Below are 15,377 nucleotides of genomic sequence, written 5' to 3'. Positions count from 1 at the left end.
AACACCGTGTTAGAAAAGTCAGAAATATTACATGCCGCTATCTTGATCGTGGATGATCAAGAGGCCAACGTCCTGCTGCTCGAGCAAATGCTGCGCAATTCCGGCTATCTGCAGATTTCATCGACGCGCGACCCACAGTCAGTGGCAGAGTTGCACCGTAAAAATCGCTACGACCTGATTCTGCTTGATCTGCAAATGCCGGAGATGGATGGCTTCGAAGTCATGGAGAAGTTAAAGCCGTTGGAGGCGGAAGGTTATTTGCCTGTACTAGTGATCACCGCGCAACCGGGGCACAAGCTGCGGGCGTTGCAAGCCGGCGCTAAAGATTTTGTCAGCAAGCCATTCGACCTGGTCGAAGTGCAGACCCGCATTCACAACATGCTGGAAGTGCGTCTGCTCTATCAAAAGCTTGATAACTACAACAGGCTACTTGAACAAACAGTGCAAGAACGCACGGCAGAATTGCGCGAGAGCGAAGCCCGGTTTCGCAGTTTTACGGAATTGTCGTCGGACTGGTATTGGGAGCAAGATGCTCTCGGAAAATTCACCAAAGTGTTTGGCCCCGTATTTGAGATGCTTGGCATTGCGCCAGACCAAATGCTAGGTTCCACCACTACGATACTGGATGGCTGGAATGCGGCTGAGCGGGCAATGCTCGAATCGAATATCGCCGCCCGCAAGCCATTTTTGGATCTCATTTATAGCCGCACCATTGCCGACGGCACGATTCAGTATCTGCAAGTCAGCGGTGAGCCGATTTTCGATACCGCCAGCCGGTTTGTCGGTTATCGCGGCGTGGGGATGGATGTCACGCATCGTATGCTTGCTGCTCGTTAATACATTAAAAGCTTGCTGCGGCGGAGATCATTTTTGAACATACTGAAATCCCCTCGTCGTTGATTCCATTGTCGAGCGTCTGCGCGCTGGTCATCGCACAGCGCGGGCGGTCTCTCAGGGAACGGCCTTGGCTGTTGCTCAAGGTTCTGTCTGATTCTCGGCTTCATCGTTTGCTGCATCAGTCCCGCTCCCCGCCGTTTGCCAAGAGTCGTACACCCCCAGATGAAGATGGTCAGCGAGGTGCCCTTGGCATAGGCGTCAGGGGCATCATGTTGCACTATGCGGCAGCTATGATCAGCGCAAAGCCCATTTGCGGCGCCCCCAGAACAATGCCGGCGGCTTAGAAGGCTCTGTGCATGGCGGTAATGGGCGCTGCGTTCGCTAGCGCACCGATCAAATGCTTGCAACAGCGCAAGCTTCCTCCATACGAACCGCGTTTCTATTTTTTGAACTTGGGCGGTTCCCAAGCAAGTGGATTCACTCTGGCGCCACGTGTCAGCTTAACCACAGTCATTCCAAACCGAAAGAAAACAAAATGAACAGATTAGAAACGTACTCCACAAGAATGAAGTGGCTTACTCCCTGCCTGCTGGTTGCCTTCATCGCCGGTTGCGGCGGTGGCGATAGCGGACGCGCCCCGATCCTGGGCGCCGGCGTTGCCGTGTTTACAGTCCCGGTGGGCTCAATCATTCCGGGGGCGATATGCCCGGTCGATGGCGCCACCATTCCGGCAGTATCCGTGACGAATCCGGTCAGTGGCAGCCAGGCAGCGACCACGGGCACCAATGGCGTGGCTGGCGGCGGCAAATTGATTACGGCGACTTTCAGCATGCCGATGATTGCCGCGACCATCAATTCTTCCAGCTTTGCCGTTGCCCCTGCGAGCGGCGCGGCGCTTGTCCCGGCATCGGTCACCTATAACGCCATCACCAACGTCGCGACTTTCACCACCGCGTCGGCGCTCTTGCCCAACACCGCTTATACTGCGGTGATCCTGAAGGCCGCCACGAGCGCCGCTGGCAGGGCGATGGGTTGTGACTATGCATGGAACTTCAAGACAGCCCCAGTCGCCGCGGTAACGCCTCCTTCAGCGGTCAATCTTGGAACAGCCTCTTCGTACGGCATTGCCGCAACTGCCGGCGTCACCAATACGCTGACTGTCCCGATCAGCCATATCAATGGCAATGTGGTACTGAATCCAACCGCCACCTGTAATGCAGTAATGGTCGATAACGTCGGCGGTTTTGGCCTGTGTGGCGGTTCCCCGCCGACCATCAATGGCACCGTCATTACGCCAACATTCCCAGATACCACCACTGCCAATGCGGTGCAGGCTGACTTGCGTGCTGCGTATCTGAGCATTACCCCACCGGCCGGCCCTCCGGCAGCTGGTTCGCTGGGCGGCGCCACCACGATTGCGGCTGGCACAACCCTCGGTGCACCGACCGGCAATGCACTGGTTCAGGGAGACAATCTGTTCGCTCCGGGCGTCTATCAATCCACCACGTCGATCCTGATCACCGGTGATCTGACGCTCGATGGCCAGAACGACCCTGATGCTTCCTTCATCTTCCAGTCGTCAAGCACCATCGGCACTGCAGCGGGCGCACGCATCCTCCTGATCAACGGCGCCAAGGCATCCAATGTTTATTGGCAGGCGGGCACTTCCGCCACGCTTGGCACGAACTCTGTATGGCAAGGCAATATCCTGGCCGGCGCAGATATCACGATGACGACCGGTGCCACCTCGTGCGGCCGCTTGTTTGCCGGCGCATTCACCGCTGGCGCGTTCGTGTTTGACTCCAACGTCGTTTCCGTGCCCGGGCATGTCACTGCACCGCTTGGTTGCCAGTAAAAATGCATGACGCATGCCGGCTGAACGACGCACCGGTTTGGTCCGGCAATGCCTTGAACATGCAACAAGCTCGCCTCACAAATATTCTGAAATTTTCCTGGAGCACTGTATGAAATTAGCAAGCGCATCACGGGCGCTGGGTTTGATTGCTCTCGCAGCGATCACCAGCCCCTTCGCCATGGCCGACGAAACCAATCAGGCCGGCTGGTATGCCGGTGCCAATATCGGCCAGTCAAGGGCGACCATCGACGACGCCCGCATCAGTAGCAGCTTGTTGAACGGCGGCTTTTCATCGAGCACGATCACTGATGACGACCGCGCTACCGGCTACAAGGTTCTTGGCGGCTATCAGCTGAACAGGAATCTCGCCCTCGAAGGCGGCTATTTCGATCTGGGCAAGTTCGGATATACCGCCAACACGATACCGGCCGGCACGCTGACCGGCAATGCCAAGATCAGAGGCCTGAATCTCGACCTGGTCGGTATTTTGCCGATCACGGAAAAGTTTTCCGCATTCGGCCGCGCCGGTGTTACCTATGCGCAAACCCGGGATCGTTTCGTCAGCACCGGTGCAGTGACCGTCACCAATCCGAATCCGAGCAAGCGCGCCGCCAACTACAAGCTCGGCGTAGGCCTTCAGTACGCGTTTACTGACGCGCTGGCGATGCGCGGCGAAGTGGAACGCTATCGTATCAACGATGCCGTCGGTAACAAGGGCGACATCGAGTTGATCTCGGTTGGGCTGGTTTACCGCTTCGGCGCAAAAACACCCACCCCGGCAGCGCGCGTTGATACGCCGGTATTCGTTGCGGCTGCACCTGCGTCACAGCCGGCACCTGTCACTGTCATTCCGGCGCCAGCGCCGGTAGCGACCCGTGTGAGCTTTGCCGCCGATTCGTTGTTCGACTTCGACAAGACGACCCTCAAGCTGGCCGGCAAGCAGGCGCTCGACAAGCTGGCGGCTGATTTGAAGGGTACCGCCTTTGATGTCGTGATCGTCACCGGCCATACCGACCGCCTCGGTTCGCATGCCTACAACGTGAAACTGTCCAGCCGCCGTGCGGAAGCGGTCAAGGCTTATCTGGCACAATCGGCAGGCATCCCGGCCGTCAAGATCACGTCTAAAGGCGTCAATGGCGCCGACCCGGTGACCAAGCCAGGCGAATGTAAAGGCACGAAAGCCAGTTCGCAGCTGATTGCATGCCTGCAACCTGATCGTCGGGTGGAAGTTCAAGTCTCTGGCACCAGGTAATTCCGGAAAGATCCGTTAAAGCGCAGACAAGAGGCTGGCACGATGCAAATCGTGCCAGCCTCTTTCACTTTAAGTCTTGCTTTCCTGTGGCTGCATCAATGTGCCCGTCAAATTCTATGAACATGTGATGATACCTGCCTTTAAGAAAGCCGACGGCATCGTCTATGCGCTTCCCGAGCGCCGATCACTGCGCGAAGCGTTCGGAGTCTACGACGTTGAAGAGCGTGCACTGCCGTGTCTGGCAGTACACCAAAGCGGCACCAGAATGGAGGGGGGAGGACGTGTGGGACGACAGATACTGCAAGAATGGACGAGGAAGCTGGATGCATATCTGACGATCAAGGCATTTTCGCTGGCACGGATATGTCGTAACCGAGGTAGAAGAAACAGCGGCGTTTCCTAGGAATGACAATCTTATAGGGGGAACGATCCTTTCTTGACTCTTTAGAGGATCATCCCGGTTACTGCGTCAGTGTAGCGTTAATGCTTGCCGTTGCCTTTTTGATGGCCATTGCCGTGATCATGATTGCTGGTTCTATCCTGTTTTTCATTCCGATCTTGCCTGACGTAATTGCCAGGATGACCGTCACGGCCATTGTCATGATGGGAATTCAGATCGCCCTGCTGCGCACGATAACGTGGCGCATATTCATTGTTGTACCAGCTGTCCTGCACAAAATACACGCGCTGGCCACAAGCATTGTATTTGGCGCAGTGCTTCGACCATTTCTTGGCATGTCCTGGCGGCACCCGCATATAGACTGGCTGCTGCTCGACGTAACGTGCCGGTCGCTGAATCAGCACAGGTTGAGCATAGACGACGCGCGGCTGTGGTACGTTGTCGATGTTAATTTGGCCATAAAATCCAGGCTGGCCAATATTGACCGATACGCCAACGTCAGCCGCAATTGCCGCGGAGCTCAAGGCGAGCAAACTTGCTGCAAAAATAAATTTTTTCATGTGATGCCTTTTAAAAAATACAGGGTTGTATAAGTAATCGGCTTTATTGGCAGGCGATTTTATTCGCCCAGCAATTCCGCCACTGGCTGCCAGCCTTCGATGTGTTCTGCAATCACCCGCACCATCACGATAATCGGGATGCCCAACAACAGGCCCCAGATACCCCAGACCCATCCCCAAAAAAGCAGGCCGATAAACACTGCAACCGCATTCATCTTTGCAATCCGCCCGGTCATCCAGGTCGTGATAAAAGTGCCGACCAGGACCGCGACCAGCAGCGAAGTGCCGGATACCAGAAACATTTTCGATAATGATTGAAACTGCATGAACGCCGTGAGGCCGGTGGTCAGGGCGATAATCATTGGCCCAAAATAGGGGATGATATGCAAGCATGCGCCGGCAACGGCCCAGGCGCCGGCGTTTTCCAGGCCAATCCAGCGAAACGCCCCCCATAGCAACACGCCCAGCAAGATGTTTGTGACCAGCAGCATGAACATATAGCTTTGGATCGATTGGTTAATATCGTCCAGGATGTGAATCGTGATTTTTTTTGATGCCAGCGATGGCCCCGTAATCTTCACCAGCTTGCGTTTAAAGCTATCGCCGGACAGTAAAAGAAAAAACACCAGGAATACAACCATGGTCGCTTGCCCGAGGAAGCCGGCGGCGCTCATTGACCCTGCCCATAACCATTCCTGCAGTTTAAAGGCGGGACGGGCGATTACAATTGGAGCCGGCACCCGTTTGGCGCCAGGAATCGCACCGGCTTCTTGCGCGGTCGCTTTTTCAATTTCAGTGGCAACTGCCTGCATTTTTTGCATGGTGCTCTGCTGGCCGCCCTGCGCTTTGGATATCGCCGTCGTGATTTGGTGCGCCGCATCTGGCAAGCGTTGCACTATCAATTGAAATTCAGTGTGGAGCGAATCAACCACGGCGACAGTCCCGCCCAATAGCGTGAGCAGTATCAGGCTGACGCCGACGATACGTGGAACCTTGATGCGTTCCAGCCAGGCCACGACCGGCGTCAACGTATAAGAAATCAGGATGCTGAAAATGACGGGGATGAAAAAGTTTTCCGCCCACTGCAGCGCAAACACGAGTGCCACCGTTGCAATAATCGTGAGTGCAGCGCCTCGGGAGACGGGCGGAACCAGTGCCGCCGCGGAGCTGGGCGTGAGGGCGGCATCGGCCGGTGAATCCTGCATGCGCGCTTCAGAAATCGACGGAGTCGTCAGTGCGGGAATGTCATTCAAAATTCTGCTGGTTTGCATAATGGCCTTTGTGCGAGACGTCTGCTCGCAATGTGCATAGGTGGTGGCCGGCAAGGCCGAATCTCTGTTGTATTCCCAAAATATGCAGCACAACCGGCAACATGACGGTCGTTTCGCTGTAGTGTAGGAGCCGCGCCTGGCAGCGCCGGTAGCGCGCTTCGCGAGTTGATGGGCAACTATAAGTTGAGTTTGGGAATTTATCGGTGCGCTGACGTACACTCGCACGGTTCGTTGGTAGTAACCGTTTTTTGCCCTAAGATCTGAGGCATTGTGAAGAAAGTTGGACGCGAAAGGGGATCCAGTGCAGGCATCCCGGTCACCCTGGAATTACAGCGCGCTTATGTATGTCGGAGCTATCGAGCTGGCCCGATACCTGGATGCCGGCTACATCAGGCCGCGTGCTGTTTGACCCAGTCGACGTAGCGACCCATCCACCCCTGCAGGAATTTCTTGCTGGCTTCGCCAATATTGCCGGCATCATCGTATAAACCTTCCTTGGCTTGCACAAACGCTTCCGGCTGCCCCAGGGTGGGCATGTTGAGGTACGCCAGGATATTGCGCAAATGCTGCTGCGCCAGGGCTGAGCCGATGGCGCCGGGAGACACGCCGATCACCCCGGCCGGCTTGCCTGCCCAGGCGCTCTGGCCATAGGGACGCGACGCATGGTCGATGGCGTTTTTCAACACGCCGGGAATCGAACGGTTGTATTCGGGGGTGACGAACAGCACGCCTTGCGCCGCCTTGATGTCGTCTTTCAGTTGCCTGACCGCTTCCATCGGGTTGGCTTCATTGTCCTGGTTGTACAGCGGCAGGGTGCCGATATCAAGTTGCTTGAAGGAGAATTCCGCCGGCGCCAGGCGTATCAGGGCATCGGCAAACTTGCGGTTCATGGAATCGCGGCGCAGGCTGCCGACAATGACGGCGATCTGGTATTGATTCATGCTGTGCTCCTGACGTTGTAAGGTTGAAAAGTCCGTTGCAAGGGGATGTAAATTTTTGTTTCTTTGCCAGACAACTTCCGTGGTGCTGGTATCGTTGATCCATGGCTGTTAGACAGACATGCCAGGATCAGTTTGATTTCAGTTCACGCGTAAAATTATTACTGCCGGGGAGGTGGGGCCATGGGACATTCACTGTACAACAAAATCTATCTCGGTCGCCGCACCGCGTTATACAACCGCAAGCGCATGGGAATCGCGGCACTGTGCACCGCCTCGCTGGCTGCTGCTGTCACGCTCCTGGCGCTGGTGCGCTAAGGCGGGATGCGGCTCAGGATTTTCCGCTGACCGTTCTGAAAAGCCGGCCGAGCAAACCCGGATTGTTCTTTTCCTGCGGGCGGTCGCTGCGCCGCCGTTTTTCCTCGCCTTCGCGCGTGCGGTCTTCGCGGCGCCGGCGCTTGCCTTCCAATACGTAGCGCTTGATTTCTTCGGCCATGTCGGCTGCGCTGGCAAAGCGCTTTTCCGGGCGCTTGCTCATGGCGCGCATGACGATCGCCGACAGGCCTTCCGGTATTTCCGGATTGATTTCATGCGGCGCCTTGGGGGCCCTGTGGGCAATCTTTTCCAGCAGCTTTTCGACGTTTTCCGCCACGAACGGCCGGCGTCCGGTCAGCATCTCGTACATCACAGCGCCCAGTGAATAGATATCGGTACGGTGGTCGACCGGGGAGTAGGTGGCTTGCTCCGGCGACATGTAATTCGGCGTGCCGAGCAGGTTGTCCTTGCAATACAGGGTGTAGGGCGCGTCGTTGCTGTCACCCTGTTCATCCGCGACGCGGTTGGGGGCGCGCGCAATGCCGAAATCCATCAGCTTGGGCTGATTGTCGGCGACCAGGAAGATATTCGCCGGCTTGATATCGCGATGCACGACATTGTGCTTGTGGGCGAAGTCCAGGGCGCCAGCAAGCCGATAAATGATCGAGGCAATGTCGCTGGTGGAAAACTTGTGCTTGGCCGCCAGCAACCGGTGCAGTTCGGTGCCCTGCAGGTATTCCATCGCAATATAGGTCGTGCCGCTTTCCGAATAGGCTTCGTAAATTGTGACGATATTCGTATGGTTCAGGCGTCCGGAGGCGCGCGCTTCATTGATGAACTGTTCTTCCATGCGCCTGCGTGCCGGCGCCGCCATCGAGGGCAGGAAGGTCTTGATGGCGACTTCGCGGTCGATGACCGGGTCATGCCCGAGATAGACGCAACCGATGGTGCCGCGGCCAAGTTCGCGGATGATGCGAAAGCGGCCGATGCGGCTCAGGGTATCTTTATTGGTGGCAATGGGGTTGGCGAGTGTCATGTTTGTAAAGCATGCCATTAATGTTGCCAGTTTGCTAGTTTTTTTAGGGTAACTTTTGGTGTCCAAGAAAAAATTGCCACAGTCTCAGGCGTATCCAACGCAAGGAACGGGCGCGACTCCGTGATATCCTGCATTCCTTTGGAAATTCACTCTTTTTATCCTGTATGAGTATCGAAAACAACGTGCCCAGCCCCTTTCAAGTCGCACGTGCCCTGCTGAAGGAATTGCAGACGAATTTTGCCGTGTTGCGCGATTGCCTGCCGCTGGCCATCGGCATCGACAAGCAGCTGATCGAACGCCAGCCGGACCTGAACCGCAAGGCGCTGCGCATTGCGCTCGGCATGCATACCAATTCGTTGCGGTATCTGAAGGCGATGAAAAAGGCGACTGCCCGCTTCGACCTGGATGGCAACGCCGCCGGCGAGGTCACGGAAGAGCAGCGCGCCCATGCGGGCAAGGCGCTCGACGAGCGCCTGAAAAAGGATGCCGAACTGCGCAAGACGCAACGGCAGGCCCAGGACGCGCAAAAAAAAGCCGACGAGGAAGCGCAGCGGCGCAGCGAGAAACTCAATCAGCTGGCGGCGAAGTTTTCGCGCACCCGCTGATCTCGACCGGGGCCGGTTGCAGGGTTTTCATGCGCAACAGGAATACGGTGACGCCCAGGGCGATCACCAGCAGTATTCCCTTCAGGGCTGGATGGCCGACTGTCCAGATTGAAAACAGCATCGAACTCCACAGCAGGACCAGGGCGACGACCTTGGCGCGCAAGGGAATGGCCTTGTTGTTTTCATAATTGCGCAGGGTTTCGCCGAATAGCCGGTTGTGCAGCAGCCACCTGTGCATCCGCGTCGAGCCGCGGGCATAGCAGGCCGAGGCCAGCAGCAAAAAAGGCGTGGTCGGTAGCAGTGGCAGGAATAGTCCGAGGATTGCCAGTACAACGGCAATGCTTGCGACGACATTCAGGACGATTTTCATTGCGGCGGTTTCCGCAGGCAACAGGGGTGGCATGGCATGCATGCTACTCCGTGCATCGGCAGAATGGAAATAATCCAGATCAAGCCTCCTAACTTGATGTTTTGATCATGCCCTTTGCAGCGCCAGGAGCGCGTCCACCTGGTTTTGCTTGACCTGGATCAACCACTTTTGCTGCACTGCGCTCGTACACTTGCGTATCGAGTCGCAAGGAGTGCGCAACATGACTGCCCCCGCAGAATTACCCATCACCGGTCCGCTCGTCCAGTTCGACGCCGACCTGATCCGCCGCCACAGCAAACAGGGGCCGCGGTACACCTCGTATCCGACAGCGGACCGTTTCACGCCGGGATTCGGCAATGCAGACTATCTGCAGGCAGTCTCCCGCGTGCGTGCCGCTGGCGCCACCACGCCGCTGTCGCTGTACGTGCACATCCCGTTTTGCGAGTCGCTCTGCTACTACTGCGGTTGCAACAAGATCATCACCCGCGACCATAACAAGGCGGACATCTATCTCGATTACCTGCTGCGGGAAATCTCGATGCAGGCGCAGCTTTTCGAGGGCATGAACCAGGTCGAGCAGCTGCACTTCGGTGGCGGCACGCCGACTTACCTGTCGAATGCGCAGATGGATGGCTTGCTGGCGCATATGCGGAAATCCTTCAGTTTTGCTCCGGACGAGGTTGGCGAATATTCGATTGAAATCGATCCGCGCACGGTCGACCCGGAGCGCGTGCATGTGTTGCGCGCCCAGGGCTTCAACCGCATCAGCCTGGGGGTGCAGGACTTCGACCCGGAAGTGCAAAAGGCCGTCAACCGCATCCAGCCGCAGGAGCAAACGCTCGCCGTGATCAACGCGGCGCGGGACGCAGGTTTCCGTTCCATCAGCATCGACCTGATCTACGGGCTGCCCAAGCAAAACATGCGCACGATGAGCGAGACGCTTTCCAAGGTGATCGATGCCGACCCGGACCGTATCTCGATTTACAACTACGCGCACATGCCGCAGCTGTTCAAGTCGCAGAAACTGATCCTCGAAGAGGATTTGCCCAGCCCGGAAACCAAGCTCGACATGCTGGCCCTGTGCATCGAACGGCTGACAGGCGCGGGTTATGTGTATATCGGCATGGACCACTTTGCCAAGCCGGGCGACGACCTCGCGGTGGCGCAGCGGGAAAATCGCCTGCAACGCAACTTCCAGGGCTATTCCACCCATGCGGAAGCCGAGCTGGTGTCGTGCGGCGTCTCGGGAATCAGCGCGGTGGGCGGCACTTATAGCCAGAACGAGAAAAAGCTCGAAGACTATTACCAGCGCATCGACGCCGGCGAATTGCCGGTGGCGCGCGGCCTGGCATTGAACGCCGACGACTTCCTGCGCCGTCGCGTGATCCAGTTACTGGCCTGTGATTTTGCGCTGTCGATGCCGGCCATCGAACGGGAATTTGCCATCGACTTTGGCACTTACTTCGCCCGTGAATTGCAGCAGGTGCAGCAGCTCCAGGAAGATGGCCTGCTGACAATGACGGCAGGAGGCATTACCGTCACGCCGAAGGGGCGGCTTTTGATCCGCAATATCTGCATGGTGTTCGACCGTTATCTGGGCATGCCGCACGAAATCAAGCTGGAACGCATGCGTTACTCCAAGACGATCTGATACTGCCTTTGCCCGATACAGAAACGGCGCCATTGCGGCGCCGTTTTTTTATTTCACGCCTGCCATGTCGGGCAGCGTGTGGGCGATCCCCTTGTGGCAATCGATACAGGTCTTTTCACCGCCGGCGAGGAAGGTGGAATGGGCATCGACTGCGCGCTTGCTCTGCTTGGTGAAATCCATCGATTCGAACTGGTGGCAATTGCGGCATTCGAGCGAGTTGTTGGCTTTCAAGCGGCGCCATTCATTGTTGGCCAGCTGCAGGCGGTGCGCCTCGAATTTTTCGCGCGTATCGATGGTGCCGAAAATCTTGCCCCAGACTTCCTTGGATGCCTGCATCTTGCGCGCGATCTTGTCAGTCCATTTGTGCGGCACATGGCAATCCGGGCAAGTGGCGCGCACGCCGCTGCGGTTGGAGAAGTGGATCGTGTTTTGCAGTTCAACAAACACGTTATCGCGCATCTCATGGCAGCCGGTACAGAATTTTTCGGTATTGGTGGCTTCCAGGGCGGTGTTGAAGCCGCCCCAGAAAATGATGCCGGCAATGAATGAGCCGATCACCAGGAAGCCGAAGCTCAGGTGGACGCTGGGCCGCCTCAGGACATTCCAGTAGCGCTTCAGCAATTGTTTCATGGCGGCTCCCTTCATTTTTTCGTGGCCGGCGCTGGCTTGTTCAGCATGGTATCGGCATCAATGAAGCGGTTTTCAATCAGCGGGTTCGCATTTGCCTGCGGCACGTGGCACTGCATGCAGAAATAGCGGCGCGGCGACAGTTCGGCCAGGAAGTTGCCCTGGCGGTCCATGAAGTGCGTCACGCTGATCATCGGCGCCTGGCTTTCCTGGGTGCGGGTGCGCGCATGGCACATCATGCAGCGGTTGGCATTCTTGTCGAGCTGGTAGCCCTCGACCTTGTGCGGGATGACGGGCGGCTGCATGGCATAGTTGCGCGAGCGGCGCACGTCGCTGTTGTCCGGGTTGAGCAGCGGTGGCGGTGTGGTCGTCTCAAGTATCGGGGTCGGGCCGCGCATGGCGTCATGCGCGCCGGTACCGCCCGGCGCGGCAAATGCCAGAACGGGCAGCATCAGAAGCGCAATGAGTAGTTTTTTCATGATGTTCTCCTACACTTTGCGGATGTTGACCGCGCATTTTTTGAAGTCCGTCTGCAGCGAGATCGGGCAGGTCGCGTCCAGCGTCACCTTGTTGATCAGCTGGCTGGCATCGAACCAGGGCACGAACACCAGGCCGCGTGGCGGCTTGTTGCGTCCGCGCGTTTCCACCCGCGACTTCATCGCGCCGCGCCGTGACACGATTTCAATGGTGTCGCCGCGTCGCGCGCCGATCTGCCTGGCATCTTCCGGATGCATGTAGCACACGGCGTTCGGGAAGGCGCGATACAGCTCCGGCACGCGCCGCGTCATCGAGCCGGAATGCCAGTGCTCCAGCACGCGGCCGGTGGATAGCCAGAACGGGAATTCCTTGTCCGGTTCCTCGGCCGCCTTTTCATAGGGCAGTGCGTAGATCACGGCCTTGCCGTCCGGATGGCCATAGAAGCGGAAGCCTTCTCCCGCTTTCACGTAGGGATCGGTGCCTTCCTTGTAGCGCCACAGGGTTTCCTTGCCGTCGACCACCGGCCAGCGCAGGCCGCGCTCGCGGTGGTATGTGTCGAAAGGCGCCAGGTCATGGCCGTGGTCGCGACCGAATGCGGCATATTCTTCGAACAGGCCTTTTTGCGGATAGAAGCCGAAGGCCTTGGCTTCGTCGTTGGCATAGCCTGCTTCCACCTGGCTGACAGGGAATTTGTCCACATTGCCATTGCGGTACAGGACGTCGAACAGGGTTTTTCCCTTGTATTGCGGCGCCTTGGCCAGCAGTTCCGGCGGCCAGACTTCTTCCATCTTGAAGCGCTTGGAAAATTCCATCAATTGCCACAGGTCGGACTTGGCCTCGCCGGGGGCGGACACGAGCTGGTGCCAGAACTGCGTGCGCCGTTCGGCATTGCCGTAAGCGCCTTCCTTTTCCACCCACATTGCCGTCGGCAGGATCAGGTCGGCCGCCATGGTGGTCACGGTCGGGTAGGCGTCGGAAACAACGATGAAATTGTCGGGATTGCGGTAGCCGGGCATCGCTTCCTGCACGATGTTCGGCGCGGCCTGCATGTTGTTATTGACCTGGACCCAGTATGCGTTGAGCTTGCCGTCTTTCAGCATGCGGTTTTGCAAGACGGCATGGTAGCCGGGCTTTTCCGGGATGGTGCCTTCGGGCAGCTTCCAGATTTGCTCGGCAATCGCCCGGTGCTTGGGATTGGTGACGACCATGTCCGCAGGCAGACGGTGCGAGAAGGTTCCGACTTCCCGCGCGGTGCCGCACGCCGAGGGCTGGCCGGTCAGGGAGAACGGGCTGTTGCCGGGCGTGGAAATCTTGCCGGTCAACAGATGGATGTTGTAGAGCAGGTTGCTGCACCAGGTGCCGCGCGTATGCTGGTTGAAGCCCATGGTAAAGAACGACATGACCTTTACCTTCGGGTCCGCATACAGCTTGGCCAGCGCGATCAGCTTGTCCGGGGAAACGTTGGTGAGCTTGGAAACCGTATCGACATCGTAGGAAGAGACGAACTTGGCGAATTCATCGAAGGTGCTGGGTTTGCTGCCGCCGACGTCGCCGGCATTCTTTGCCGCCTTTTGCAGCGCATGCTCCGGCCGCAAGCCATAGCCGATGTCGGTATTGCCAGTGGCGAAACGTGTGTGCTTGTTGACGAACTCGCGGTTGACCGCGTTGTTCTTGATGATGTAGTTGGCGATGAAGTTCAGGATCGCCAGGTCCGTTTGCGGACGGAAAATGATCGACTGGTCCGCCAGGTCGAAGCTGCGGTGCTCGAATACCGACAGCACGGCCACTTTCACATGCGGCGCCGACAGGCGGCGGTCCGTCACACGGGTCCACAGGATCGGGTGCATTTCCGCCATGTTCGAGCCCCACAGCACGAACGCGTCGGCTGCTTCGATGTCGTCATAGCAGCCCATCGGCTCGTCCATGCCGAAAGTGCGCATGAAGCCGGCAACCGCCGAGGCCATGCAGTGGCGGGCATTGGGGTCGATATTGTTGGAGCGGAAACCGGCCTTGAACAGCTTCAGTGCCGCATAGCCTTCCCAGACGGTCCATTGCCCGGAGCCGAACATGCCGACCGACGTCGGCCCCTTTTCTTTCAGGGCCTTCTTGAATTTCTCGGCCATGACATCGAAGGCGGTATCCCAGGAAACCGGCGCAAATTCACCATCCTTGGCGTACTTGCCGTTCTTCATGCGCAGCATCGGCTTGGTCAGCCGGTCGGCGCCATACATGATCTTGGAAAGGAAATAGCCCTTGACGCAATTGACGCCGCGGTTGACTTCAGCATTGATGTCGCCGTGGGTTGCAACCACCCGGCCATCCTTGACGGCAACGTTGACGCCGCAGCCGACCCCGCAAAAACGGCAGGGGGCCTTCGACCATTTGAGCTGGGTCCTGGCGGAATCGGTCACCACATTCGAGGCTTCGGCCGCCAGCGGAATGCCGGCGGTGGAAGCGGCCGTGATGGCCGCAGTCTGCTTGATGAAATCACGTCGGGTAAGTTTCATGGTTCCATTTCCTGTTCCATTGCGGTAGCCGGCTCCGCGTGTTGATAGACGAGCGAAACATCATATACACCAGGTAGCGCCCGGATGGCGTCCATGCAGTCGACCGTGCGGCGCGTGCTCTCGGTTTCCAGCGTGATGACCAGTTTGCCTTCGGCAGATTGCGCATGGCACTCCGCACCGGGAAGCAGGCTGATGCGGGCCTTGATCGCGTCGACCTGGCGGGCATCGCAATAAGCGATGATGCCGGCAATATGGATTTCACGATCGCCTCCCGGCAAGTTGCTGTTGTCGCTATCGGTCATGCGTGTTTGTTCCTGCATAGGGCTGTTTGTGGCGGCAAGCGTGGTAGCGTGCGGCGCGGCTTATCCGGTCGGCAGAGAGCCGGTAAATAACTGGTACATCCAGACAAAAAAACCATAGCCGCCGACAATCGCCACGGCCAGGATCGGCGCGGCAACCACGGTCAGGAAAAAGAAGGCGCGCAATTCCTGGGTTTTGGTCGGGACCGGCTGCGAGTTATCCATCTGCGTTCTCCAGTGGCAGGATCGATTGATGTGGCAAGTGTTCTGCCGCGAAAATGGCGAAGAAAACTGCTGCCCGAATTTTGCGACTACTGGGGTGGGCGCAATGCCGTGTGGCGCGCCGGACGCTTGTCATCGTGCTGTAATTTTCTATC

The 15,377-nt window shown here is 57.7% G+C and carries 16 protein-coding genes; 6 read left to right on the top strand and 10 right to left on the bottom strand.

Annotated features, from left to right (window positions below):
• Window positions 1–6: 6 nt before the first annotated feature.
• The 3 genes from EKL02_RS15710 (at window position 7) to EKL02_RS15700 (ending at window position 3,944) form a co-directional block, all read left to right on the top strand.
• Entirely contained in the window at window positions 7–837 is an 831-nt protein-coding gene (locus EKL02_RS15710; RefSeq protein ID WP_128902911.1) for a response regulator, read from the top strand.
• A 565-nt stretch (window positions 838–1,402) separates the two neighbouring features.
• Window positions 1,403–2,692, top strand: coding sequence for an ice-binding family protein (locus EKL02_RS15705; protein ID WP_164932045.1), 1,290 nt, complete (start codon window positions 1,403–1,405; stop codon window positions 2,690–2,692).
• 109 nt (window positions 2,693–2,801) lie between these two features.
• Window positions 2,802–3,944: an outer membrane beta-barrel protein gene (locus tag EKL02_RS15700; protein ID WP_128902909.1), complete on the top strand. Its 1,143-nt coding sequence runs from the start codon at window positions 2,802–2,804 to the stop codon at window positions 3,942–3,944.
• 480 nt (window positions 3,945–4,424) lie between these two features.
• Here EKL02_RS15700 and EKL02_RS15695 read toward each other — a convergent pair whose 3' ends face one another.
• The 3 genes from EKL02_RS15695 to EKL02_RS15685 all read right to left on the bottom strand — a co-directional run bounded on the left by EKL02_RS15695 (window position 4,425) and on the right by EKL02_RS15685 (window position 7,116).
• Window positions 4,425–4,904, bottom strand: coding sequence for a hypothetical protein (locus tag EKL02_RS15695; RefSeq protein WP_128902908.1), 480 nt, complete (start codon window positions 4,902–4,904; stop codon window positions 4,425–4,427).
• A gap of 59 nt (window positions 4,905–4,963) precedes the next feature.
• On the bottom strand, window positions 4,964–6,229 hold the full coding sequence (locus tag EKL02_RS15690; RefSeq protein WP_241687739.1) for an AI-2E family transporter: 1,266 nt from the start codon (window positions 6,227–6,229) through the stop codon (window positions 4,964–4,966).
• A gap of 335 nt (window positions 6,230–6,564) precedes the next feature.
• Window positions 6,565–7,116 carry an NAD(P)H-dependent oxidoreductase gene (locus tag EKL02_RS15685; RefSeq protein WP_128902907.1) on the bottom strand — a complete coding sequence of 184 codons (552 nt, stop codon included), beginning with the start codon at window positions 7,114–7,116 and terminating at the stop codon, window positions 6,565–6,567.
• Between the two features lie 180 nt (window positions 7,117–7,296).
• Here EKL02_RS15685 and EKL02_RS18695 point away from each other — a divergent pair, with 180 nt between their 5' ends.
• Window positions 7,297–7,431 carry a hypothetical protein gene (locus EKL02_RS18695; RefSeq protein ID WP_277750569.1) on the top strand — a complete coding sequence of 45 codons (135 nt, stop codon included), beginning with the start codon at window positions 7,297–7,299 and terminating at the stop codon, window positions 7,429–7,431.
• 13 nt (window positions 7,432–7,444) lie between these two features.
• Here EKL02_RS18695 and EKL02_RS15680 read toward each other — a convergent pair whose 3' ends face one another.
• A complete protein-coding gene (locus EKL02_RS15680; RefSeq protein ID WP_128902906.1) occupies window positions 7,445–8,464 on the bottom strand; it encodes a serine/threonine-protein kinase in 1,020 nt (339 codons plus the stop codon).
• A 164-nt stretch (window positions 8,465–8,628) separates the two neighbouring features.
• On the opposite strand from EKL02_RS15680, the gene EKL02_RS15675 reads away from it, so the two are divergent.
• On the top strand, window positions 8,629–9,069 hold the full coding sequence (locus EKL02_RS15675; RefSeq protein ID WP_128902905.1) for a ProQ/FinO family protein: 441 nt from the start codon (window positions 8,629–8,631) through the stop codon (window positions 9,067–9,069).
• Here the strand turns inward: EKL02_RS15675 and EKL02_RS15670 are convergent.
• Entirely contained in the window at window positions 9,032–9,481 is a 450-nt protein-coding gene (locus EKL02_RS15670; RefSeq protein ID WP_241687738.1) for a YbaN family protein, read from the bottom strand. The two genes, EKL02_RS15675 and EKL02_RS15670, sit on opposite strands and share 38 nt — an antisense overlap.
• A gap of 178 nt (window positions 9,482–9,659) precedes the next feature.
• On the opposite strand from EKL02_RS15670, the gene hemN reads away from it, so the two are divergent.
• The gene (hemN, locus tag EKL02_RS15665) at window positions 9,660–11,090 is read left to right on the top strand and encodes an oxygen-independent coproporphyrinogen III oxidase (protein WP_128902904.1); all 1,431 of its coding nucleotides are present in this window, start codon (window positions 9,660–9,662) and stop codon (window positions 11,088–11,090) included.
• Between the two features lie 48 nt (window positions 11,091–11,138).
• Here the strand turns inward: hemN and EKL02_RS15660 are convergent, their stop codons facing one another.
• Genes EKL02_RS15660 through EKL02_RS15640 form a run of 5 tightly spaced genes read right to left on the bottom strand, consistent with a single transcriptional unit; the run spans window position 11,139 to window position 15,225 of the window.
• Window positions 11,139–11,720: a cytochrome c3 family protein gene (locus tag EKL02_RS15660; RefSeq protein WP_128902903.1), complete on the bottom strand. Its 582-nt coding sequence runs from the start codon at window positions 11,718–11,720 to the stop codon at window positions 11,139–11,141.
• An 11-nt stretch (window positions 11,721–11,731) separates the two neighbouring features.
• Window positions 11,732–12,169 (bottom strand): nitrate reductase cytochrome c-type subunit, encoded by a 438-nt coding sequence (locus tag EKL02_RS15655; RefSeq protein WP_241687881.1) that lies wholly within the window; start codon window positions 12,167–12,169, stop codon window positions 11,732–11,734.
• Between the two features lie 36 nt (window positions 12,170–12,205).
• Window positions 12,206–14,701: a periplasmic nitrate reductase subunit alpha gene (napA, locus tag EKL02_RS15650; RefSeq protein ID WP_128902901.1), complete on the bottom strand. Its 2,496-nt coding sequence runs from the start codon at window positions 14,699–14,701 to the stop codon at window positions 12,206–12,208.
• Window positions 14,698–15,003: a chaperone NapD gene (locus EKL02_RS15645; RefSeq protein ID WP_164932044.1), complete on the bottom strand. Its 306-nt coding sequence runs from the start codon at window positions 15,001–15,003 to the stop codon at window positions 14,698–14,700. The genes napA and EKL02_RS15645 overlap by 4 nt, the downstream gene beginning before the upstream one ends.
• A gap of 60 nt (window positions 15,004–15,063) precedes the next feature.
• Window positions 15,064–15,225: a periplasmic nitrate reductase, NapE protein gene (locus EKL02_RS15640; RefSeq protein WP_128902899.1), complete on the bottom strand. Its 162-nt coding sequence runs from the start codon at window positions 15,223–15,225 to the stop codon at window positions 15,064–15,066.
• Window positions 15,226–15,377 lie beyond the last annotated feature (152 nt).

Source organism: Janthinobacterium sp. 17J80-10, from assembly GCF_004114795.1.
Taxonomy (GTDB): domain Bacteria; phylum Pseudomonadota; class Gammaproteobacteria; order Burkholderiales; family Burkholderiaceae_D; genus Paucimonas.
The sequence above is the reverse complement of the archived record's forward strand: the minus strand, read 5'-3'. Positions and strand labels throughout refer to the sequence as shown.